This window comes from Bradyrhizobium sp. R2.2-H, from assembly GCF_004346455.1.
Taxonomy (GTDB): domain Bacteria; phylum Pseudomonadota; class Alphaproteobacteria; order Rhizobiales; family Xanthobacteraceae; genus Bradyrhizobium; species Bradyrhizobium diversitatis.
Genome location: NZ_SMBR01000015.1, coordinates 113,376 through 133,828 on the forward strand (window position 1 = coordinate 113,376; position 20,453 = coordinate 133,828).

Annotated in this window: 15 protein-coding genes; 10 read left to right on the forward strand and 5 right to left on the reverse strand. The window is 63.2% G+C overall.

Annotated features, from left to right (window positions below):
• Positions 1–49 precede the first annotated feature (49 nt).
• Positions 50–913, reverse strand: a complete 864-nt coding sequence (purU, locus tag EDE08_RS31410; RefSeq protein ID WP_131872972.1) for a formyltetrahydrofolate deformylase — start codon at positions 911–913, stop codon at positions 50–52.
• 171 nt (positions 914–1,084) lie between these two features.
• On the opposite strand from purU, the gene EDE08_RS31415 reads away from it, so the two are divergent.
• Both EDE08_RS31415 and EDE08_RS31420 read left to right on the forward strand, forming a co-directional pair.
• Entirely contained in the window at positions 1,085–1,927 is an 843-nt protein-coding gene (locus EDE08_RS31415) for a uroporphyrinogen-III synthase (RefSeq protein ID WP_131872974.1), read from the forward strand.
• Positions 1,928–2,051: 124 nt separating this feature from the next.
• Positions 2,052–3,314, forward strand: coding sequence for an MFS transporter (locus tag EDE08_RS31420; RefSeq protein ID WP_131872976.1), 1,263 nt, complete (start codon positions 2,052–2,054; stop codon positions 3,312–3,314).
• A 173-nt stretch (positions 3,315–3,487) separates the two neighbouring features.
• Here the strand turns inward: EDE08_RS31420 and EDE08_RS31425 are convergent, their stop codons facing one another.
• The 3 genes from EDE08_RS31425 to EDE08_RS31435 all read right to left on the reverse strand — a co-directional run bounded on the left by EDE08_RS31425 (position 3,488) and on the right by EDE08_RS31435 (position 8,642).
• Complete coding sequence (locus tag EDE08_RS31425) at positions 3,488–4,351, reverse strand: hypothetical protein (protein WP_131872978.1); 864 nt, start codon at positions 4,349–4,351, stop codon at positions 3,488–3,490.
• A 135-nt stretch (positions 4,352–4,486) separates the two neighbouring features.
• Entirely contained in the window at positions 4,487–7,837 is a 3,351-nt protein-coding gene (locus tag EDE08_RS31430; protein WP_165936286.1) for an NERD domain-containing protein, read from the reverse strand.
• Between the two features lie 130 nt (positions 7,838–7,967).
• A complete protein-coding gene (locus EDE08_RS31435; RefSeq protein WP_028181433.1) occupies positions 7,968–8,642 on the reverse strand; it encodes a Crp/Fnr family transcriptional regulator in 675 nt (224 codons plus the stop codon).
• A gap of 335 nt (positions 8,643–8,977) precedes the next feature.
• On the opposite strand from EDE08_RS31435, the gene EDE08_RS31440 reads away from it, so the two are divergent.
• From EDE08_RS31440 to EDE08_RS31465, 6 genes are all read left to right on the forward strand, one after another.
• Positions 8,978–9,799: an ABC transporter ATP-binding protein gene (locus EDE08_RS31440; protein ID WP_035674435.1), complete on the forward strand. Its 822-nt coding sequence runs from the start codon at positions 8,978–8,980 to the stop codon at positions 9,797–9,799.
• On the forward strand, positions 9,796–11,727 hold the full coding sequence (locus EDE08_RS31445) for a long-chain fatty acid--CoA ligase (RefSeq protein ID WP_131872982.1): 1,932 nt from the start codon (positions 9,796–9,798) through the stop codon (positions 11,725–11,727). The genes EDE08_RS31440 and EDE08_RS31445 overlap by 4 nt, the downstream gene beginning before the upstream one ends.
• A 220-nt stretch (positions 11,728–11,947) precedes the next feature.
• Positions 11,948–12,841, forward strand: coding sequence for a branched-chain amino acid ABC transporter permease (locus tag EDE08_RS31450; RefSeq protein WP_028181436.1), 894 nt, complete (start codon positions 11,948–11,950; stop codon positions 12,839–12,841).
• A gap of 3 nt (positions 12,842–12,844) precedes the next feature.
• Positions 12,845–13,918, forward strand: a complete 1,074-nt coding sequence (locus EDE08_RS31455) for a branched-chain amino acid ABC transporter permease (RefSeq protein ID WP_131872984.1) — start codon at positions 12,845–12,847, stop codon at positions 13,916–13,918.
• 44 nt (positions 13,919–13,962) lie between these two features.
• Positions 13,963–15,246 carry an ABC transporter substrate-binding protein gene (locus EDE08_RS31460; protein WP_131872986.1) on the forward strand — a complete coding sequence of 428 codons (1,284 nt, stop codon included), beginning with the start codon at positions 13,963–13,965 and terminating at the stop codon, positions 15,244–15,246.
• Between the two features lie 129 nt (positions 15,247–15,375).
• Complete coding sequence (locus EDE08_RS31465) at positions 15,376–16,215, forward strand: ABC transporter ATP-binding protein (protein ID WP_131872988.1); 840 nt, start codon at positions 15,376–15,378, stop codon at positions 16,213–16,215.
• A gap of 60 nt (positions 16,216–16,275) precedes the next feature.
• Here EDE08_RS31465 and EDE08_RS31470 read toward each other — a convergent pair whose 3' ends face one another.
• Complete coding sequence (locus tag EDE08_RS31470) at positions 16,276–17,430, reverse strand: AGE family epimerase/isomerase (RefSeq protein WP_165936287.1); 1,155 nt, start codon at positions 17,428–17,430, stop codon at positions 16,276–16,278.
• Between the two features lie 86 nt (positions 17,431–17,516).
• Here EDE08_RS31470 and EDE08_RS31475 point away from each other — a divergent pair, with 86 nt between their 5' ends.
• Together EDE08_RS31475 and EDE08_RS31480 are read left to right on the forward strand one after the other, a co-directional pair.
• Complete coding sequence (locus tag EDE08_RS31475) at positions 17,517–18,740, forward strand: phenylacetate--CoA ligase family protein (RefSeq protein ID WP_131872992.1); 1,224 nt, start codon at positions 17,517–17,519, stop codon at positions 18,738–18,740.
• Between the two features lie 324 nt (positions 18,741–19,064).
• Complete coding sequence (locus EDE08_RS31480; RefSeq protein ID WP_131872994.1) at positions 19,065–20,441, forward strand: GHMP family kinase ATP-binding protein; 1,377 nt, start codon at positions 19,065–19,067, stop codon at positions 20,439–20,441.
• Positions 20,442–20,453 lie beyond the last annotated feature (12 nt).

Sequence of the window (20,453 nt, forward strand, 5' to 3'; positions counted from 1 at the left end):
GAATAGGGCGCCCTCCCGCTTCCACTCGCTATTCGCCACTCCCTATTCGCTAATCCACGAACACCACCGTCTTGCGACCGTTGAGGATGACACGATCGTCGAGATGGTAGCGGATGGCCCGTGCCAGCACGCGGCGCTCGATATCACGGCCTTTGCGAACCAGATCTTCCGGCGTATCGCGATGGCTGATGCGCTCGACGTCCTGATCGATGATCGGGCCCTCGTCGAGGTCGCGCGTGACGTAATGCGCGGTGGCGCCGATCAGCTTGACGCCGCGCTCATGGGCCTGGTGATAGGGCTTGGCGCCCTTGAAGCCCGGCAGGAACGAGTGGTGGATGTTGATGCAGCGACCCGACAGCTTTGCCGACAGATCGTCCGACAGAATCTGCATGTAGCGGGCGAGCACCACCAGATCGGTCTTCGTCTTGCCGACGAGGTCCATGACCTGCGCTTCCTGCTCGCGCTTGGTCTCCTTGGTCACAGGCAGATGGTGGAACGGGATGCCGCCGAAATCGAGCCCGGCATAGACTTCGCGCGGATGGTTGGAGACGATCGCGGTCGGAATCATCGGCAATTCGCCGGTGCGCCAGCGATAGAGGATGTCGACCAGGCAGTGGTCGGATTTCGACACCAGCAGCATCACCTTGCGATGCGCGGCGCGGTCGCGCATCTGCCACTCCATGCCGAAACGCTCGGCGATCGCGGCAAAGCCGGTCTGCAGCGCCGACAGTTCCACGGCAAGATCGGCCGCGGTGAACACCACCCGCATAAAGAACTTCTCGGTCTCGACGTCGTCGAACTGCTGGGCGTCGAGGATGTTCTGTCCGTTGTGGGCAAGGAACGTCGACACCGCCGAGACGATGCCGGGGCGATCCGGACAGGACAGGGTCAGGACATATTGATGGTCGGGCATGTTGATGAACGGGCTTGGTTCTTGATGAGGGTTTGTGCAGCGGAACGATCCAGCGATCTGCGCCCTGCTCTAGCACCGACCTCGCCCTTGCGCCAATCCCAAGACTTGCTTCAACATAAAGCGCAGAGTCAGGATGAGCGGACGATTGCAATCCATGATCGGAGCACACCCATGGCCGACCGCTTGAACGGCTACCGCATCTTAATTCTGGAAACGCGGGAGGAGGCGCAGTTTTCGAAGCTTCTGGCCGAGCAAGGCGCCGAGGTCGTGCAGTGCCCGATGTTCACCATCCGTGATGCGCCGGACCCGGCTCCGGTGGAGGCCTGGATCCGCCGTGCCATCGACCAGCCCTTCGACGATCTCGTGCTGATGACGGGCGAAGGCCTGCGTCGGATCATGAAGCTTGCCGGCGCCCGCGGGCTCGACACGTCGCTTGTCGCGGCACTCGCCAAAGCGCGAAAATTCACCCGGGGCCCGAAACCCGGCAAGGCGCTGCGCGAGATCGGTCTCGAGGCACAGCAGACCACGGAGAAGCCGACCACCGAGGGCGTGATCGAGATGCTGGCCAGGCTCGATCTGAAGGGGCGGCGCCTCGGTCTCCAGCTCTATCCCGACAAGGATCACAGCGCGCTGACCGGCGCGCTGGCCGCGCAAGGCGCCGCCGTCGATACCGTGCTGCCCTATGTCTACGATTCCAAGGCGGCGGATTCGAACATCGTCGCCGCCATCGACGACATGTCCGAGGGGCGGATCGATTCCATCGCGCTGACCAATCTCGGCCAGGTCCGCCGCCTGATCGAGGCCGCGAAAGCGCATGGCGCCGAAGCGAAACTGCGCACGGGCCTCGAACGGACGTTGATCGCCTCGGTGGGGCCGGCGGTCTCCGGTGAACTCGCCGCGCACGGTCTGCGCACGGACGTCTCGCCGGCGGATGAAGCCTATTTCATGCGTCCGCTGATCTCGGCGATGGCCGCGGCGCTGGCGGAGCGGAAGCCGAGAGCCGCGGCGAGCTAGGAGCCGAACGCGGGGGCGGCCTGCGGCGACTGCGATTGACACGAGCATCGCCAGCGCTAGCTTGCGCGCCCGCAAGAAGAAACAACAGGGGCAAGGGAATCGCCGTGATACGCGTCATCGCGTCGTGAGCGCCACCGCACGACCTTCGGCGCTCGCGCCATTCCGCATCCGCAACTATCGTTTCCAGTGGCCGTCCGACCTGCTCACCTCCTGGGCCTTCGAGGTCGAGACGCTGGTGCTCGGCTGGTACATCATTGTCGAAACCGGCTCGGTGTTGCTGCTCACCGTGCTCGCTTCACTCCAGTTCGTCGGAACCCTGGTTGCGCCCGTGTTCGGCATGATCGGCGACCGCATGGGTCATCGCGATCTCCTGGTCGTGATGCGTCTTGCCTATACGGCGCTGTCGTCGACCATCATGGTCCTGGCGCTGACCGGTCACCTGTCGCCGCTGAGCGTCATGATCATCGTCGCGATCATGGGGCTGATCCGCCCTTCGGATCTCGGCGTCCGGGGCGCACTGCTTGCCGAGATCATGCCGGCCGAGCAATTGGTCGGCGCCATCAGCGTTGCGCGCACGACCCAGGACAGTGCGCGCATCGCGGGAGCATTGACGGGCGCCGGGCTGTTCGCCGTCCTTGGCATTGGGCTCGTGTATCTGGCGGTTGCCGGGCTCTACCTCGTGGCTGCGCTTCTGATGCTCTGCCTGACACGGCCGGAAAGGTCAGTCACCACGGGCAATCTCCCGGCGAACGGCCACGCGGTTTCGAGGTTGCTGGACGACCTGAAGGAAGGCATCGTCTATGCCTGGAATGGCCCGGGAATGCGCGCGGCGCTGTGCGTCGCCTTCCTGGCCAATCTCACCGCATTTCCCTTCACGGGCGGATTGTTGCCCTACATCGCGCGGGAGATCTTTCACACCGACCAGACCGGCCTCGGTTATCTCTCGGCGAGCTTCGCCGTCGGCTCGCTGATCGGCTCCATCACGCTCAGCCTAATCAGTGGCGTGCGCATTGCCCGGCTTCTGATCGGCGCGACGCTGGCCTGGTACGCCATGCTGCTGGTCTTCGTCGAGGTCAGGACCATGCCGGTGGCGATGGCCTGCCTCGTTCTCGCCGGCATCGCCCAGAGCATGTCGATGATCTCGGCCGCCGTCATTCTGATGCGCACCGCGAGCGCACATCTGCGAGGCCGCGTCATGGGCGTGCGCATGATGGTCATCTATGGCTTGCCGATCGGACTGCTCGCAGCCGGCAGCCTGATCGACGTCATCGGCTATTCCGCGACGGGCTCTCTCTATGCCGCCGCGGGCTTCTTCGCGATGCTGGCGATCGCGGTGCGTTGGCGCGCCGACCTCTGGCCGGTCCACGCCCCCGCCAATGCGCGGTGAGATCCGTCCCGACTTGCCACCATTTTGGAGCGCTCGACCAAAACAGCGAAAACAACCCCATGCACAGTAGCCAATCACTGCTGGCGTAATGCTTTTTCAGGACGCGAATTTGACACGTCGGGCAAAACACCGTCATAATGGCATAATCGGGCCGAACGTGATCGCACGCCGCGCTAGCTCGCTACGCGACGCAGTTTGCCGTTGTCCCCGATTTCGAGTGGCATCCGCCAAACCCGAGCTAGGTAGTCATCGGGTAGCGCGAGAAGCGACACGTCACAGTGGTCTTCCGGTTTGAGTGTGGTTGCATACATGCAAACCGGCGCCGAGATCGGCTTTGGCCCATCGTTGAACTCGATCTGCACCTTCACTTCCAGAACGTCGTGCTTGTTTGCGTATCCGGCAAGCAATTGCGCGGTTGTGCCGTCCTTGAGCACTATGGTCGTACCGTGCATGCGGATCAAAGCATAGAGAGAAATGAATTCTCGCTCCGCCAAAAGAGACGGCCGATCGTCCTCCAAGACAATGTTATTGAGCACCAAGACATCGCAAAAGTCCTGAACGACCTCATCGTCAGTGAACGTCGGCTTCCAGATAAAGCGGTTGGCAATGTATTGGAGTACCCGCAATTCTTCATCACTGAGATTGCTAGTAGGTTTGCCGCTTTCGAAGCCCGGCAACACCCGGTCGAGAATCCTCTTCACGGCCGACCGTTCAAGGCCACATCCGTTCTTGATCTGCTCATCGGAAGCGAGCCGGAAATTGGCCCGCGCAGCCTGCGCAAGCTCGGGATAGGTCGGTTTCTTGCCCCGGAACTGCAAGCTCCAGACGGTCACGCTCGTTAAGACGTCACGGGCGACCTGCGTGACTGGCCCTCTGTTGCGCTCTCCGCGATGCGCAACAAAATCGCCGATCTCGCGGAAGCTCGCACGACCGTGCGTTCGCTCCCGAAGGTCGAGATAAAAGCGGTCGAGATCGTCTACCCGGTATTGCCCACCGAGAAGCCGCTTGGCGCGCAGGCGTAGGTCTTCATCGATCATGGGATTGATTATAGCCTGAGGTGATGAAAGGTCAGTTCACTAGCGATGGGCCAAGGCATAGGCCGCGTCACCGACGCTTAGAGAACGCCATACCCACGATGAGGCCGCGTCAAGTGCGCCTAGGCGGTGATCGGTCTACCCCTTGACCGGCTGTTTCATCTGGGTGGGTGCTTCTTCAATCTCCTTGATGGCCTGTATCGCAAAGCGCCCCAGATCAGGATGGACGGTCCAAGCACGAAGCAGCGGGATATCACGCGCCCTGCCGTACCGTCCCAAGTTAGCCAGCGCCTTTTCGATCATCTCATCGACGCGGAAGAATTCAAAATATCCGGATTGAATGGTCGGCTTTTCGAGCGCGGCCCGGTAGATCGCGGCGATCTCATCAGGAAAAAACTGCCCAAAAGAGGTTACCGCCGGCTTCGAACCTGGGAGCCGGCGCGCGCTTTCCGCGAACATGTGGTCCGACCGGAAGAATTCTCCCGCGACGGCAGCGGCGACGCCCGCATCATGGCGCGACAGTACAGCGAGCGAGGCTGCGCAATTCGACTTACGCGTCGACACCGGGAGATCATCGCGATTGAGCCAATAAAGAATCTGCCCGCAAGCCAGTAGCGCATGGTCGGCTTCGGATACGGCTTCCGCCGAACGGTCAGGCAACGGGCAACGCAGACGGGCGAGCGCCGCATGGGCCATTTCAAAAGTCCGAATGGCATCCTGCGTCATCACTTCCTTTTTCGGAGGCAGAGTCGTCCATTGCGCGAGAATGGGGGCCGCGGCCGGGTCGCCAAACGATGCCATTTCGGCGATCAAGGACGGCGTAAACATGGAATGGCCTTCCGCGCCTTGCGCGGCCATGAAAAGGAGTGCTTTGCGCTCTTCCTCCGGCAAGTCGTTCCATGCTTCCCAATATGCCGCGTCATAGGGGTGGTCGAACTGCGCGTTCCACGCCCCGTTGGCAGCTTGCCACATCAGGGGGTTCTCTCGGTCCGCCAGCACCGTTTGGATTTCGGCCTTGGCGGTCGCAACATAGTTCTCCTGATCATCATCCAGCGCGCCGAGGGATTTGAGCGCATCGATGATTCCCCAGGCATCGAAGCCGCCGTTGGTCAAACAGGTTGCCTCGATGACGGCAATCAATGCTCGACGCTCTTCATCATTTAGCGCGGGGGCACTCATCATCGCCGCGTGCATGAGCCCGAGCCGCAGATGATGGGCGGCTCTCGGCCACCAGCGCGTGATGAGCTCAGGCAATATGGTTCCAACGGCGGGAGCGTCCCGATTGGAATACTTATCGAGTTCAATCAGCAGGCCAACTTGTCCCGGCGATATCGTGTTGGACTTCAACCGTCCGTGGATGTTGGCGCTGGCCGTGACCTTCGGTCCGTCGTAAAGGCCGCCACTTGAGATAGGACCGCAAATGCGCGACAGCCCCGTTTCACGCATTCCGACGCCCGCATAGCATACCGCATAGAGGCCCGTTCGCAGGTGGAGTTTCTTTTCCCTGGCCTGATCAAGCAATCGGAGATGTTCTTCGGCTATTCGCGCATCCATTTTTCCGACCAGATCGAGCAGTTCGTCGAGACGGCGGCCTGCGACCAGCTCTTGGGGAATGGCTGCAAGAATCGCACGATCCTGCGGAGACCACACCTGAACCGTTTCTGGTTTCGGTCGCACGTGCCACATGAACTCGTCCGAAACTTCAAACCGCACGCTTTCAACTTCCTCGCGGACACGCGCAAGCACCTCGTCACACCGCTCGTCTGCCCAACGCTGCGCGTCCGGCCCGCATTGTCCCGCAAGGCACGCTCGAATGACCCGCGCGTCGGATACATGGGGTAGCACCTGACGCCGGAAACTGTCGTCGTCGATGGCTCCCAGCACGAAGGGCGTCATCTCCAAATGTTGCGGCAATCGCAACGCCGCCACGACCGCTTCGGGATCATCACCCGCCCGACGCACGATCGATTCTGCCGCGAAAACGTTGAGGAACATTTCGTGGCTGAAACTCACCCGGTCGCCGCGCTTGTCCAGAATGTTGGCTTCCTGCAGCGCCTGCAACAAAGCACCGGAGACATCCTCGCGGTCCGACAAGCGATCGAGTTCCCGAACGGAAAGACCGAAGCTGATGCGCTGCATCATCATCCCTGCGATGCGGGACAGGGCGCGAATGCCGTCGGAAGCCAAGGAGCCCAGACGTTCGCGCACATAGGCATCGAACAGGCCATACTTGCTCGTATCGGGGGAGAGCTGTTGGCCTAGCTGCCCGACCATCTTCGCTTCGAGACCGCTTCCAACGGTGCCGATCAATTCTGCAAAGGTTTGGACAGAAACCTCACCGGCAGCAGCCTTTCGCGCGATGGCCAGCTTGATTTTGTCGTCCGGGATCTGCACGGCATAACCGCGCACTGGCAGGAGGTCACCCCGCTCAAGCGAAACGCGGCTTGATATGACAGCTCGCGCGTCATACCGCTTTACAGCCGCAGCGATACTTCGTGTCAGGCGTTGCCGTTCGGCAGGCGTGCATTCGTTGTAACCGTCCACGACGAGCAGAATACGGCGGTTCAGCCGCCGCGTGGCGGAAATCACTGCGGTTGCTGATCTTGCGCCGAGCAGAGCCGCCTCGCGGTTCACCACATCACGCAGACTTCCCTCGAAATCCTTTGCCGGGACGATGATCGGCACGTCTCCGCGCGCCAAGGCTGCAAGGGCGATATGGTAGCCGAGGAGGCTCTTGCCACACCCCGAAGGACCCATCAGCAACATGTTGTCGTCCTGCGCAGACCGCTTCAGAACGTCGTCCGACGAAAGCGCCTCGTTTTCGTGGACGCAGGACATGCAAACCATGTCAGATGCAGGTCCGCCGTAGGTTCGGGTTAGGGCTCCACCATAGGCTTTCAGTAATTTCCCCGCATCGAGCAGTTCCGGGCTCGAGGCCGCGTCGACCGACGGTGCCGCGACCAGCCTATGATGGGCTGCGAAGGCACGCCACTGATCCAGCGACCACCCATCGCGCTTCATCGATCCGATAAGCCCCGGAAGGTTGTCGAGGCCGCCAATCGAAACCTTGAAATCCCCCGGTGGAACCGTCGAGCCGGCCGGGATGGCGGGAACGAAGATCAGTGCAGCATCCGGGTACGGAACGTCGGTCCCGGCAAAGCTTCGCATCGCATCGCGCAACGCCAGCTTCTGACCCATAGCCTGGAGATAGGGGTTTCCGAACTTTTTCCATTCACCCGAGGCGAGGCGCGCTTCCCAATCGCCGTTGTGTCCACCGCGAACGGCTGAAGTAAATCCCTTTGACTCGGTGACGAGCGCGGCCCGGTCGATCGCGATAACGAGATCGACTTGGCGATCACCTAGATTCAGATTCGCAAGGATGACAGCCGGAATGCAATGGGCCGACAGAAACTCATGTGCGCGCTGCAAGGTAGCCCGCTCTGAAGCGTACTCGATTGACGCACCAATGAATATCTCGACAGACGCCAATGGCGGGCTCCACAATGCGGGGGAGACAGGGCAAGTACCGCGATTATGGACCATAGACTTGAGCGGTGCCCATCAAAGATTTAAGGCTGACCGGGGCGGACAGCTCCTTGTTATTGCTTGCCCTCTTGCCCTAATCCCCGTACCCGCGCAGCCGCTCGATATCGAGGATGGTGACGCCGCCATATTCCAGCCGCAGCAGCCCCTCTTTCTCCAGCCGGTTCAGCGCGCGGTTGGCGTTCTGCCTGGACATGCCGGAAAGCGCCCCGATCTCCTCCTGCGTGATCTCCAGATGCGTGGTCGATTCGGGATAGAGGATCGGGTTGAACAGCGAAGCGATGCTGCGGGCAAGGCGCGCGGTGGCATCCAGGGTGCGGTTGACCTCGAGCATGCCGATGAACTGGCCGAGCCGCTCGTTGAGCTGGCGCACCAGGAAGCGGTTGAAGCCGACGCTGTTCTCGAACAGCCACATGAACGCACTGCGCTCCATCAGTGCGACGCGGCTGTCGCGCAGCGCGACCACGTCATAGCGGCGCGGCTCGTTCTTGAGCACGCTGCCCTCGCCGAACCAGGCCCCTGCCGTCAGCCCGGCAAGGCTGGTCTCCTTGCCGTCCCGCGAGACCCCGCCCATGCGGGCCAGGCCGCTCACCATGCCGGCCCAATAGGCAAAAATGTCACCGCGCATGAACACGGTCTCGCCGGTGCCGTAGGACCGCTCCGTGATCCCGGCACGCGCGACCTCGATCTCCGCTTGCGTGAGCTCGCGCGACCAGGCGGCGACGCGCTTCAGATGATCTTCTGAAATCATGATCTGGCGGCCAGCCGCACGATTTCGTCACTCCGCTTTCTGCTGCATTGCAACATGATGGTATCGACCGCCATTCGACCAAAGATGAACGCCGCTGCCGGCCCGCAAACTTTGTCGCAGAATTGTCAGCCGGGAGACATTTCAAAATAGCGCTTTCCCCTATTGAGGACCACCTCGGGCGATACGGCTTTCGATCCCAAACGGGAACGAGAGTGCGCGGCTCCGGTCGAGACCATCTGATGCATGGCCTCACCGTCACCGCCGTACTAGGATCGCTCGACAGAACGGACGAAGAGCGCCGCTGAAATGCGCCATGACCGGGAGGGATTCGTTTGGTGGCTACCAGTCTTGAAGTGCGCGGCGTGTCCTTGCGATTCGGCGGCGTTCGAGCGCTGACCGACGTCGGCTTCGCCATTCGGGAGGGCGAGCTGTTCTCGATCATCGGCCCCAACGGCGCCGGCAAGACCTCGATCGTGAACTGTATTTCCGGCCGCTACAAGCCGACCGAAGGCCAGCTCTTCTACCAAGGCCGCGACATCACCGGTTTGACGCCGAATGCCCGCGCCTCGCTCGGCATCGGCCGCACCTTCCAGAACCTGGCGCTGTTCCACCATATGAGCGTGCTCGACAACATCATGGTCGGCCGCCATCACCTCCTGAAGAACAACTTCCTCACGGGCTCGCTGTATTGGCTCACCGGCGCGCGTAAGGAAGAGCTCGAGCACCGCCGCAAGGTCGAGGAGATCATCGACTTCCTCGACCTGCAGTCGGTGCGCAAGGCGACCGCAGGCACGCTCTCCTACGGCCTGCGCAAGCGTGTCGAGCTCGCGCGCGCCATGGCGCTGGAGCCGCGTCTCATTCTCCTCGACGAACCCATGGCCGGCATGAACTTCGAGGAGAAGGAGGACATGGCCCGCTACATCGTCGATCTCAACGAGGAGTTCGGGATGACGGTGGTGATGATCGAGCACGACATGGGCGTGGTGATGGACATCTCCCATCGCGTCATGGTGCTGGATTTCGGCAAGAAGATCGCCGAGGGCGATCCGGCCACCGTGCTCGCCGATCCCCACGTCAAGCGCGCCTATCTCGGCGAGGAGGACGAGGTGCTGGTCGATCCCGACGACGCGCCGCCGGCGCAGGAGAGCGCGGCATGATGGATTATGCAGGCCGCGTCGCGCAGGCCGACACTTATCCGAAGATGCTACGGCTCAATGCCAGGGAGCACGGCAACGAGATCGCATTGCGCGAGAAGGATCTCGGGCTCTGGCGCATCTTCACCTGGAACGACTACCAGACAAGGGTGCGCGATTTCGCGCTTGGCCTGGTCGAGCTCGGCCTTGCTCGCGGTGACGTCGTCGGCATCATCGGCGACAATCGGCCCGACTGGGTCGCGGCGGAAGTCGCGACCCACGCGATCGGTGGACTGAGCCTCGGGCTCTATCGCGACGTGCTGGACGAGGAGGCCTCTTATCTCCTCAACTATGGCGAGGCGCAACTCGTCTTCGCCGAGGACGAGGAGCAGGTCGACAAGCTTCTCACCCTTGCCGAGCGCGCTCCCAAGCTGAAGCACATCATCTATTCCGATCCGCGCGGGATGCGGAAATATGACGACCCGAGGCTGATGTCGGCGGAGAAGTTTGCCGAGCTCGGCCGGGCGCGTGCTGCGCGGGAGCCGGAGCTCTACGACAGGCTGGTCGATGCCACCAAGGGCGAGGACGTCGCGATCCTCTGCACGACGTCAGGCACCACCTCGCATCCGAAACTCGCGATGCTCGCGGCCGGGCGCGTGCTCGGCCATTGCGCGACCTATCTCGCCTTCGATCCGAAGGGACCCGATGACGAATACGTCTCGGTGCTGCCGCTTCCCTGGATCATGGAGCAGGTCTACGTGCTCGGCAAAGGCCTCTTGTGCCGGATGAAGATCAACTTCGTCGAAGAGCCAGACACCATGATGAACGATCTGCGCGAGATCGCGCCGACCTTCGTACTCTTTGCCCCACGGGTCTGGGAATCGATCGCGGCCGACGTCCGCGCCAAGGTGATGGATGCGACGCCCTTCAAGCAGCGCCTGTTCGACATCGGCATGAAGAGCGGCCTCGCCGCACTCGAACAGGGCAAGCGCTCCGGCTTTGCCGACGCGATCCTGTTCCGCGCGCTGCGCGACCGCCTCGGCTTCACCCGCCTGCGGTCGGCCGCCACCGGCGGCGCAGCGCTCGGACCGGAAACCTTCAAGTTCTTCCAGGCCATGGGCGTGCCCCTGCGCACGCTGTACGGCCAGACCGAGCTGCTGGGGGCCTATACACTGCATCCCCAAGGCAAGGTCGACCCTGATACGACCGGCGTGCCGATGGCCGACAGCATCGAGATCCGCATCGACAATGCCGACGTCCACGGCGTCGGTGAGATCGTGGTGCGGCATCCCAACATGTTCCTCGGCTATTACAAGAATCCCGAGGCGAGCGTTGCCGACATCAAGGACGGCTGGATGTGCTCCGGCGATGCCGGCTATTTCAATGCCGATCAGCAGCTCGTCGTCATCGACCGCATCAAGGATCTCGCGGAGACCTCGCGCGGCGAGCGCTTCTCGCCGCAATTCATCGAGAACAAGCTGAAGTTCTCGCCCTATATCGCGGAGGCCGTGGTGCTGGGCGCCGGCCGCGACGCGCTCGCGGCAATGATCTGCATCCGCTATTCCATTATCTCGAAATGGGCGGAAAAGAACCGGCTCTCGTTCACGACCTACAGCGACCTCGCCTCGCGGCCCGAGGTTTACGCGCTGCTGCAGAAGGAGGTCGAGACCGTCAATGCCACGCTGCCGCCGGCCCAGCGCATCTCGCGCTTCCTGCTGCTCTACAAGGAGCTCGATGCCGACGATGGCGAGCTCACCCGGACCAGAAAGGTCCGCCGCAGCGTCATCAACGAGAAATACGAAGGCATCATCGACGCCATTTACCGCGGCGTCGCGGACATTCCCGTCGACACCGTGATCCGCTTCCAGGACGGCACCACGCAGCGGGTACGCACCACGTTGCGGGTGGTGGATCTCGGCGGCCACGGCCACATGGCGGAGGCGGCGGAGTGAGCGTCCTGTCCGCCACGAGCGCGACGCGCGTTGCTGTGCCCTCTCCCCTTGTGGGAGAGGCCATCGCCGCTATCAACCACACCCTCGCCGGGGTGAGGGGTTCTCTCTCCACACCGCCACTGCCGAGACAACCCCTCACCCGGCTTCGCTTCGCGAAGCCACCCTCTCCCACAAGGGGAGAGGGTGAGAGCGCGCCGGATTTGTCAGCGAGCACCACTGCATGAACACCGCCTTCCTCATCCAGCTCCTGGTCAACGGCCTCGTCGTCGGCACGCTCTACGGCGTAGTCGCGATGTCGTTCGTGCTGATCTACAAGGCGACGCAGGTCGTCAATTTCGCGCAAGGGGAATTGCTGCTGGTCGGCGCCTGGGTGTGCTGGGCGCTGCTGGCGAAATATCAGGTGCCCTTCTGGATCGGCATGCCGATCACGCTGGTGTTCATGTTCGTGTTCGGCATCGCGATCCAGGTACTCATCCTGCGTCCGATGATCGGCGAGCCCATCATCTCGGTGATCATGGTGACGATCGGCCTATCGACGGTGCTGCAGGCGACGCTGAAGTGGATGTTCGGTGTCAACCCGCAGCCGTTCCCGCGCGTATTCGAGAGTCAATCCGTCAGCCTGTTCGGGCTCCAGATCCAGACTGTCTATGTCATGAGTCTCGTCGTCTCGGTCGCTATGATGATCGGCATGGCCTGGTTCTTCCGCGCCTCCAAATACGGCCTCGCCATGCGCGCCACCGCGTTCAACCAGCAGGTCGCGCAGTCGCTCGGCATTTCCGTGAAGAGCGTGTTCGCGATGGCCTGGGCGATCTCGGCGACGGTCTCGGCGGTTGCCGGCGTCGTCGTCGCGGTCGTGAACGGCGTGTCCTCGGGCCTTGCCGCCTACGGCATCAAGGTGTTCCCGGCGGCGATCCTCGGCGGGCTCGATTCCGTCGGCGGCGCCGTGCTTGGCGGCATCATCATCGGACTGCTCGAGAACGTCGCGCAATATGTCGACAGCGAATATCTGCACTGGGGCAATCTCTACGAGATCGCGCCGTTCTACGTCCTCATCATCGTGCTGATGATCAAGCCCTACGGGCTGTTCGGCACCCACGACATCGAGCGGATCTGACCCATGGCCGGCCCTGCCCTCATTCCTGCTGGTGATTTCCGCACCTCCTACGCGGCCGACACCACGATCTTCCCGACAGCGACGAGCCGCAACTTCGCCATCGCAGGCGTGCTGCTGCTGTGTCTGGCGCCGCAATTCTTCAGCGGGTATTGGCTCAGCATCCTGATCCAGATCGGCATCTTCTCGATCGCGGCGCTCGGGCTCAATATCCTGGTCGGCTTCACCGGCCAGATCTCGATCGGCCATGCCGCCTTCTTCCTGCTCGGCGCATTTACTTCCGCCTACATTTCCAACAACGCGCCGATCCCGGTGTTCTTCGCAATCCCGCTCGCCGGCATCGTCACTGCGCTGGTCGGGCTGATCTTCGGCATTCCGGCGGCGCGGCTGAAAGGTCTTTACCTCGTCATTGCGACGCTGGCTGCGCAGTACATCCTGCTCGACTTCTTCTCGCGCGCCGAATGGTTTTCCGGCGGCTCGGTGCCGGCGAGCGCCGCGCCTTTCTCGATCTTCGGCTATACGCTGCGCGGCGACCGACAGTACTTCTACGTCGTGCTGGCCTATGTGCTCGTGAGCTACGTCCTCGTCACCAATCTGATGCGCACCCGTGACGGCCGCGCGCTGGTGGCGATCCGCGACCATTATCTCTCCGCCGAGATCATGGGTATCAACCTCACCAAATACCGGACGCTGTCGTTCGGGCTCGCCGCCTTCTTCGCCGGCGTCGCCGGCGCGCTCTATGCGCACTACCAGCTCGTGGTGTCGCAGGAGGGCTTCGGCATCGAGCGTTCGATCCTGTTCCTCGCCATGATCATCATCGGTGGCACCGGCTCGATCATGGGCACGCTGATGGGTACCGCCTTCGTGGTGCTGCTGCCGGAATCGATGGAGTGGCTGAGCCATCATCTGAAAGGCGGAGCGATCGATCAGGCGCTCTCGCTCAACACCAACATCACTTTCCTGCGCGAGATCGCGATCGGGGTGATCATCATCGCATTCCTGATGTTCGAGCCTGACGGGCTCGCGCATCGCTGGCGGCAGATCAAGGCGTACTGGAAACTCTACCCGTTCTCGCATTGAGCGCGGGCAACTTCACTTAAACAATAAACAGGAGGAACCGACCCATGACGATGAAGTCCCTTTTGAGCACCGCATCGCTCGCGATTGCGATCGCCGCATTCTCGGCCGGCGCGCAGGCGCAAATCGCGATCGGACATCTCGCGGACTATTCCGGCGGCACCTCGGACGTCGGCACGCCCTTCGGGCAGGCCGTCGCCGACACCTTCGCCTGGGTCAACAAGAACGGCGGCATCGGCGGCAAGCAGGTCAATCTCGACACCAACGATTATGGCTATCAGGTGCCGCGCGCGATTGCGCTCTACAAGAAGTGGTCGGCGCCCGACTCCAAGGTCGCCGCAATCATGGGCTGGGGCACGGCGGACACCGAGGCGCTGACCGGTTTCCTTGCCCAGGACAAGATCCCCGACATGTCCGGCTCCTATGCCGCCGCCCTCACCGATCCCGGAGGGGTCAGCGGCAAGGCCAAGCCTGCGCCTTATAATTTCTTCTATGGCCCGAGCTATTCGGACGCGCTGCGCGCGATGCTGATGTGGGCGGCCGAGGACTGGAAGGCCAAGGGCAAGTCCGGCAAACCCAAATTCGTGCACATGGGCGCCAACCACCCGTATCCGAACGCGCCGAAGGCCGCCGGTGAAGCCATGGCGCAGGAGCTCGGCTTCGAGGTGCTGCCGCCGCTGGTGTTCGCCCTCACGCCGGGTGACTACAGCGCACAGTGCCTGAGCCTGAAATCCTCGGGCGCCAACTATGCCTATCTCGGCAACACCGCCGCCTCCAACATCTCGGTGATGAAGGCCTGCAAGACCGCCGGCGTCGATATCCAGTTCCTCGGCAATGTCTGGGGCATGGACGAGAACGCCGCCAAGACCGCGGGCGATGCCGCCAACGGCGTGATCTTCCCGCTGCGCACCGCGGTGAGCTGGGGCGGCGATGCGCCCGGCATGAAGACGGTGATGGAGATCTCGAAGATATCCGATCCCACCGGCAAGGTCTATCGCCCCGTGCATTACGTCGCGGCTGTCTGCTCAGCGATGTACATGAAGGAGGCGATCGACTGGGCCGCCAAGAACGGCGGCGCCACCGGCGAGAACGTCGCCAAGGGCTTCCACCAGAAGAAAGACTGGGTGCCGGCCGGGATGGAAGGCGTCTGCAATCCCTCGACCTGGACCGAGAAGGACCATCGCGGCACGCTCAAGGTCGACCTCTATCGTACCAAGGTCTCAGGCGCGACCGACGGCGACCTCAACGACGTCATGGCCAAGGGCACGATCAAGCTCGAGAAGGTCAAGACCGTCGAGCTGCCGCGCAAGCCGGAACTGCTGGGGTGGTGAGCGCCTAGTCCCTTCGTCGTTCCGGGGCGCCTCGAAGAGGCGAACCCGGAACCTCGAGATTCCGGGTTCGGTCCTCCGGACCGCCCCGGAATGACGGATGAAGCTGCGACGACAGCGGAGTTTTGAAGCATGACCGACACCCTCGAAGCATCCCGCGCCAAGCCAACCGCCGTGGCGTCCGCTCCCCTCCTCGCCGTGCGCAACATCGAGGTCGTCTATGACGACGTCATCCTGGTGCTGCGCGGTCTCAGCCTCGACGTGCCGAAAGGCGCGATCGTGGCGCTCCTGGGCGCCAACGGCGCCGGCAAGTCGACGACGCTGAAGGCGATCTCCGGGTTGCTCAAGACCGAGGACGGCGAGGTCACGCGCGGCGAGATCCTGTTCGAGTGCGAGCGGATCAACGGCATCGATCCCGACAAGATCGTGCGCCGCGGCATCTTCCAGGTGATGGAGGGCCGGCGCATCGTCGCCGACATGACCTCCCTGGAGAACCTCAAGCTCGGCGCCTTCACCCGCCGGGACCGCGAGGTCGACGCCGACCTCGACATGGTCTTCAGCTATTTTCCGCGCTTGAAAGAGCGCACCGGCCTTGCCGGTTATCTCTCCGGCGGAGAGCAGCAGATGCTCGCGATCGGCCGCGCGCTGATGGCGCGCCCGAAGATGATCTTGATGGATGAGCCTTCGATGGGCTTGTCGCCGCTGCTGGTGAAAGAGGTGTTCTCGATCATCCAGAAGATCAACCGCGACCTCGGCGTCACCATCCTGCTGGTCGAGCAGAACGCGCGCGCTGCGCTCTCGGTGGCAAGTCACGGCTACATCATGGAACAGGGCAAGGTCGTGCTCGACGGCAGCGCGGACGACTTGCGCGACAACGAGGACGTCAAGGAGTTCTATCTCGGCGGCGCCGGCGACCAGCGCAAGAGCTTCAAGAACCTCAAGAGCTTCAAGCGGCGCAAGCGCTGGCTGTAGCGTTCTCAGGCGAAGCGGGAACCGGTTCGCGTGAAGAAAGCGCGTCGATACAAAAGAGCTTCAACTCTCAAGCACCTGTTCCGCTTCCGTGACTGCGCAGAGAACATGATAGAACGACGACGCAGGAATGATGTCGATCAGCGATTTGCCGTCGCGATCGAACTGGTCGTACCAGCCGCCCTTCACGGGATGGCTGAGATAATGCCGTTCGAGCCGCACCAGCGCCGCGCGCGCCTCGTCCGCCGCCCCCACCTCGCCGGACTCGGCTTGCGCGATCCACGCCTTCGCAATCTCGGTCTGCGGCCACAGCCGGCGCGTGCTGCGGCGGACGTTGCCGACGTCGTCCCCCTCGTCGATCAGGCAGCCGGTGGCCTCGTCGCGAAAGCGCAGCGCGGTCGACAGCAGTTCGGCACGCCGCGGCGCGGTCGGGCACCCCGTGATGCGCTCGAAGCCCTTCAGCAGCCAGACCCATTCCGCCTGGTGACCGGGCTCGACGCTGACGGGCTCGATCTTCGACCAGTCTTCCTCGAAGTACTCAGTCAGGATGCGCTTCTGCTTGTCGTAGAGATTGGCCAGGAACAGTGCGAAGAATTCCCCGGCACGGTTCTGGAACGACAGATCGTGGGTCGCCTCGAAGCACGCGATCATCGCCTCGAACAGATGCATGTGCGGGTTCTGCCGGCGCGGCAGCGAGACCGGAAGGCCTTCGTGAACGCCGCCATGCGGCGAGCGCAGATGGCCGTCGAGGAAGGCGAGCAGCGCATCGATCTCGGCACGGACCTGCGCATCCTGGTCGAGGGCGTAGACGGCCGCGAGCGCAAAGAGGACGAAGGCGTGGTCATAGGCATCGCGCCGGGCATCCAGCACCGCTCCTTCGGGCGTCAGCCGGTGCACGTAGCCGGGCCGGCCATCGGGCGCCTTCGCTCTGGACAGCAGATGCTCCAGCCCTTTCAGCGCGATGCCACGCCCCTCAGGATACCATCCCATCTGCGCCGCCTTGGCGTAGCACCAGATCTGGCGCGCCTGCACGAATACGCGCCGGGGCGCAGCCGCATCCGCCGCGCCGTCGCGGTGCAGCCGGTCGATGAAACCACCCGCAGCCTGATCCCAGCCGACCGTCGACCACAGCGGCAGCGCCTCGTCGATCATGCGGCGCTTCAGGCGCGCGACGACGTTCGACGCCTCGTCCGCCGCAATGATTCCTTCGTCCGCCATCGGGTCCTCTCTAGGCCTCACCAATGGCGGTCTGATACCCATGCTGGTGGCGGCGCGCAACGGATGCCAACACGGAAAGAACAGCCATGACCGCCCATTACGACGCCCGCGAGACCCGTGAACAAGCAGCGCGCGAGGCCGACCTGTTCTCTCGCCTGCCAGGGGTGCTGCGAGCCGCGATGGCCGCCCCGGCCTATGCCGAGCGGCTCAAAGGCTGCGATCCCGCCGCCGTGACCTCCAGGGCGGCCCTGGCGGGCCTGCCGGTGTTGCGCAAATCGGAGCTGCCCGCCCTGCATAAGGCCTCTGCGCCTTTCGGGGGCCTCGTAGCAGGGCCTCCCGGCTCGTTCGCCCGCCTCTTCACCTCTCCCGGCCCGATCTTCGAGCCGGAGGGACGGCAAGGAGATCCCTGGCGCGGCGCAAGGGCGCTGTTCGCGGCGGGGTTCCGTCCTGACGATATCGTCCTCAACACCTTCAGCTACCATCTCACCCCCGGCGGCTTCATCTTCGACGCCTCCGCACGCGCGCTCGGCTGCGCGGTCATCCCGGCCGGCCCCGGCAATACGGAACAGCAATTCGAGCTGATCGAGGCCTACCGGCCAGTTGGCTACAGCGGCACGCCGGATTTCCTGAAGATCCTGCTCGACGCCGCAGCAAGCTCCGGGCGCGACATCTCCTCGATCAAGCGCGCGCTGGTCTCGGGCGCCGCGTTCCCGCCCTCGCTCCAGGCCGAGATCAAGGCGCGCGGCATCGACGCCTACCAGGCCTTCGGCACCGCCGATCTCGGCCTCATCGCGTTCGAGACCGAGGCGCGCGAGGGCATGGTCGTGAACGAGGACCTGATCCTGGAGATCGTCAAGCCCGGCACCGGAGATCCGGTTGCGCCTGGCGACGTCGGAGAGATCGTCGTGACCTCGCTCGATCCGCACCATCCCTGGATCCGGCTCGCCCTCGGCGACCTCACCGCGGCCCTACCCGGCTCAAGCCCATGCGGGCGCACAAACATGCTCATCAAGGGCTGGATGGGCCGCGCCGACCAGACTACCAAGATCAAGGGCATGTTCGTCCGGCCCGAGCAGATCGCCGAGATCGGCAAGCGCCATACCTCGCTTGGAAGACTACGCCTCGTGGTCACACGGCAGGGCGAGAGCGACGCGATGACATTGAGAGCGGAAACGGCGACCGCGAGCGAGGCGCTACGCGAAGAGATCGCCGGAACTCTGCGCGCCGTGACCAAGCTCGGTGGCGCCGTCGAACTAGTCAGCCTCGGCGCACTGCCGAATGACGGCAAGGTGATCGCGGACGAACGCTGACCTCAAGTGACGTCGAGTCCCGGATGCGTGAAGCGCATCCCTTGCAGCCGAGATCCACTCGCCGTCGCGCAGAAGCAATGCGTGATGCCCGTACTTGATCCCCGAGTTGCCTCCAGTCGCGACCATCTCGTTCGGCTCCGTTACGGAAGCCTTCTCCAAGGGCCCCGGCCGATGTAAATCGGCTACGGCCCGGCCAAAGTGCTTGCACCCGCCATTCTGGCGCGAGTCCGGCGTGGCCTAGAAACCTTGCATCGTCGCTGCCGCTCCCGTATTACCAACCTTGCTACGATATGGCCGGAATCGGCCCTTTCTGGACCCCAAAGCGTGCTTGAACGAACCCTCGTCACCATCGCCGAGACCGAGACCATTGAGGAAGCCTTCCGGCGCCTGAATGCGAATATGCTCGGCATCCTGTTCGCGCAGGACGCGAGCGGACGAATCGTCGGCGCCGTGACGGACGGTGACATCCGCAGGCGCATGCTGACCGGCATCACGATCCAGGACCGGGTCGCGTCCTGCATCAATCGCAACTTCGTCTGGGCGCCGATCGGCGGCCCGCGCGAGCAGATCCTGAAGCTGCTCGACCAGCGCGTGCACGTGGTGCCGATCCTCGATGGCGAGGGACGGCTGGTCGACGTATTCAGCCGCGAGCTGTTCAACCTCTCGGAAGAGAGCGAGGTGTTCGCGCGTGCCCGCTCGCCGGTGCGGATCAGCTTCTCCGGCGGCGGCACCGACCTGACGCATTACTTCGTGGCGAATGACGGCGGCGCGGTCATCAGCGCCACGATCAAGATGTACGCTCACGCGACGCTGCGGCGCCGGAACGATCCCAGCATCCGGATCTACTCGCACGATTTCCGTTGCACGGTCGAGGCCGACAATCTCGCAGAACTCGGAACGGGCGGAGATCTCGCGCTGATCAAGTCAGTCGTGCGCTTGATCAAGCCGACTTATGGATTCGAGCTCGAGGTATCCGCCGATTTCCCGGTCGGTTCCGGCCTCGGCGGCTCCGCTGTGGTCTCGTCCGCGATCATCGGTTGCTTCAACGAATTCCGTGGGGATCAGTGGGACCGCCACGAGATCGCGGAAATGGCTTTCCAGGCCGAGCGACTGATGCTCAACATTCCCGGCGGCTGGCAGGATCAGTACGCCACCGTGTTCGGCGGCTTCAATCACATGGAGTTCTTCTCCGACCAGAATACGATCGTGCCGCTTCGTCTCGATCCCAACATCATCGCCGAGCTCGAGGAGAGCTTGGTGCTCTGCTACGCCGGCTCCGGCCGCGATTCCGGCGCCATTCACCGCGACCAGAAGGCCCAGCACGAGACCAGCGACGCCGTCGCCGCGGCAGCCAAGCAGAAGGAGGTGACGCGCGACATAAGGCGGCACCTCTTGCGCGGCCAGCTCCTGGAATGCGGCCGGCTGATCGACGAGGCCTGGCACGCCAAACGGAAGCTGAGCTCGAAGATCTCGTCGGAGGCAATCGACGCGATCTATGATTTCGCCAAGCAGCACGGCGCAGTCGGCGGCAAGCTGCTGGGCGCCGGCGGCGGCGGTTATTTCCTGTTCTTCGTACGCCCTTTCGAGCGCTACCAGCTCATCGCGGCGCTGGAACAGCAGGGGCATCGCTGTTCGCGCATCATGTTCGAAGAGAACGGGCTGCGGACGTGGAAGTCGCGCGTTCCCGCGCGGCTCGCCTGACGCATAGAGACG

Coding starts and splice junctions, on each gene's coding strand:
- purU (WP_131872972.1), bottom strand. CDS start 913: ATGCCCGACCATCAATATGTCCTGACCCTGTCCTGTCCGGATCGCCCC.
- EDE08_RS31415 (WP_131872974.1), top strand. CDS start 1,085: ATGGCCGACCGCTTGAACGGCTACCGCATCTTAATTCTGGAAACGCGG.
- EDE08_RS31425 (WP_131872978.1), bottom strand. CDS start 4,351: ATGATCGATGAAGACCTACGCCTGCGCGCCAAGCGGCTTCTCGGTGGG.
- EDE08_RS31435 (WP_028181433.1), bottom strand. CDS start 8,642: ATGATTTCAGAAGATCATCTGAAGCGCGTCGCCGCCTGGTCGCGCGAG.
- EDE08_RS31445 (WP_131872982.1), top strand. CDS start 9,796: ATGATGGATTATGCAGGCCGCGTCGCGCAGGCCGACACTTATCCGAAG.
- EDE08_RS31450 (WP_028181436.1), top strand. CDS start 11,948: ATGAACACCGCCTTCCTCATCCAGCTCCTGGTCAACGGCCTCGTCGTC.
- EDE08_RS31455 (WP_131872984.1), top strand. CDS start 12,845: ATGGCCGGCCCTGCCCTCATTCCTGCTGGTGATTTCCGCACCTCCTAC.
- EDE08_RS31460 (WP_131872986.1), top strand. CDS start 13,963: ATGACGATGAAGTCCCTTTTGAGCACCGCATCGCTCGCGATTGCGATC.
- EDE08_RS31465 (WP_131872988.1), top strand. CDS start 15,376: ATGACCGACACCCTCGAAGCATCCCGCGCCAAGCCAACCGCCGTGGCG.
- EDE08_RS31470 (WP_165936287.1), bottom strand. CDS start 17,430: ATGGCGGACGAAGGAATCATTGCGGCGGACGAGGCGTCGAACGTCGTC.
- EDE08_RS31475 (WP_131872992.1), top strand. CDS start 17,517: ATGACCGCCCATTACGACGCCCGCGAGACCCGTGAACAAGCAGCGCGC.